The sequence below is a fragment of the Pseudomonas sp. FSL R10-0399 genome, from assembly GCF_009600165.1.
GTDB classification, from domain to species: domain Bacteria; phylum Pseudomonadota; class Gammaproteobacteria; order Pseudomonadales; family Pseudomonadaceae; genus Aquipseudomonas; species Aquipseudomonas helleri.
Genome location: NZ_WIWK01000230.1, coordinates 1 through 2144, shown reverse-complemented (window position 1 = coordinate 2144; position 2144 = coordinate 1). Strand labels below are relative to the sequence as shown.

At 60.3% G+C, this 2144-nt stretch carries 2 protein-coding genes and 1 pseudogene; 1 reads left to right on the top strand and 2 read right to left on the bottom strand.

The annotated features are described in order from the left end of the window. Positions 1-248: pseudogene (locus GHO41_RS29070) on the bottom strand (8-amino-7-oxononanoate synthase); the annotation flags it as partial. 108 nt (positions 249-356) lie between these two features. Next, positions 357-1412, bottom strand: a complete 1056-nt coding sequence (gene bioB / locus GHO41_RS29065) for a biotin synthase BioB (RefSeq protein WP_048372289.1) — start codon at positions 1410-1412, stop codon at positions 357-359. Positions 1413-1500: 88 nt separating this feature from the next. On the opposite strand from bioB, the gene GHO41_RS29060 reads away from it, so the two are divergent. After that, positions 1501-2144, top strand: a 644-nt coding sequence (locus GHO41_RS29060; RefSeq protein WP_153435328.1) for a ComF family protein, incomplete at its 3' end; no start/stop codon positions are given.

Here is a 2144-nt window from a genome sequence, read left to right as displayed (position 1 = left end):
GGGCCGCTGTGGCCGATGACCAAATGCGACGCCCCGCCGCCCACGCCCCAACGCGACGCACCGGCCTGCCAGGCTTCGATCACCTGCGGGTGATTGGCCAAGCCCAAGTAGTCGTTATTGCAGAAGGCCAAAAGAGGCTGACCATCGACCACCACCTGCGGCCCTTGCGGGCTCTCAAGCAATGGCCGTTGACGGTAAAGATTGTCGGCACGACGCGCAGCCAGACGGGCGCTTAAATCAAAAGACATGCTGGCCTCGGAAATAGATTGCACAAGACCTGTAGGAGCGAGCTCGCCTCGCGATCTTTTGATCGTTTAAAAGATCGCGAGGCAAGCTCGCTCCTACAGTTAAGAGGCTTACACCGCAGCGTTATAGAACTGCTCGCTGGATTTTTGCTCGATCAGCGCTTGCTCGATCGCCGCCTGATGCACTTCATCGGCGTGTTCCTGGCGGGCTTCGGGCAAGATGCCCAGGCGCGCAAACAGTTGCATGTCTTTGTCCGCCTGCGGGTTGGCGGTGGTCAGCAATTTGTCGCCGTAGAAAATCGAGTTGGCCCCGGCAAAGAACGCCAGCGCCTGCATTTGCTCGTTCATGGCTTCACGCCCGGCCGACAGGCGAACATGGCTTTGTGGCATCAAGATACGCGCCACTGCCAGCATGCGGATGAAGTCGAACGGATCGATGTCCTCGGCATTGGCCAGCGGCGTGCCCGCCACTTTCACCAGCATGTTGATCGGCACCGACTCCGGGTGCTCGGGCAGGTTAGCCAGCTGGATTAGCAGATTGGCGCGGTCGTCCAGCGACTCGCCCATGCCCAGAATGCCCCCGGAACAGATCTTCATCCCCGCATCGCGCACGTAGCTCAAGGTTTGCAGGCGTTCGCTGTAGGTACGGGTGGTGATGATGCTGGTGTAAAAGTCGGGCGAGGTGTCGAGGTTGTGGTTGTAGTAGTCCAGCCCCGCGTGCGCCAGCGCCGCCGTTTGCTCCTGATCGAGCTTGCCCAGGGTCATGCAGGTTTCCAGGCCCATGGCCTTCACGCCTTTGACCATTTCCAGCACGTAAGGCATGTCTTTGGCCGACGGGTGCTTCCAGGCTGCGCCCATGCAGAAACGCGTCGAGCCGATGGCTTTGGCCCGCGCCGCCTCTTCAAGCACCGCCTGCACCTGCATCAACTTCTCTTTTTCCAGCCCGGTGTTGTAGTGACCGGACTGCGGACAATATTTGCAATCTTCCGGGCACGCCCCGGTTTTGATCGAAAGCAGCGTCGAAACTTGCACCCGATTGGCGTCGAAATGCGCGCGGTGCACGGTCTGCGCCTGAAAAAGCAGGTCATTGAACGGTTGGACAAACAACGCTCGAACTTCGGCTAAAGACCAATCATGTCGCAAGTTGGCATGGGTGCTGGCGCTCATCGGCGATTCTCTTGTTTATGCTGGGACTTGAACCTGAAGCAACCGCCTCAGGCACGGCACGGATGCGCGATATGTTTGAGGATGCTACATGACTTGTCAACCACGCTTGTTTAGCGTGGTTGACAATTGGTTATTAATTAACCAAACGTGTTTAGTGTGCGATGAACGCACCGACACCCCGCTGCCACTCTGCGCGGCCTGCGAACTGGAGCTGCCCTGGTTGGGTGACCGTTGCGAGCGGTGCGCATTGCCGCTGCCGATGGCCGGGCTCACCTGCGGCCTGTGCATCAAGCACCCACCGGCCTACGAATCGGTGTATGCGCCGTGGGTATACGGCTTTCCCGTCGACAGTTTGATCATCCGCTTCAAGCACAACAGCCGCTGGCCGTATGGCCGCTTGTTGGCCGATATTCTCGGCCAATCGCTGCGCGATCGGTTCAATACTGGCGACCCCCAACCCGACTGTTTACTGCCGGTGCCGCTGTCTACCCAGCGCCTGCGCCAGCGCGGCTACAACCAGGCCGCCATGCTCGCCCAGTGGTTGAGTCGCGATTTGGGTATCCCGTGTCACGACGACTGGCTGCTGCGCCACCAAGACACCGCCGCGCAACAGGCGCTCGACGCCAAGGCCCGCAAACGCAACTTGCTCCACGCCTTCAGCCTGGCCCCGCAGGTTGACGTGCGCGGCCTGCACCTGGCGCTGGTGGACGACGTACTGACCACCGGCGCCAC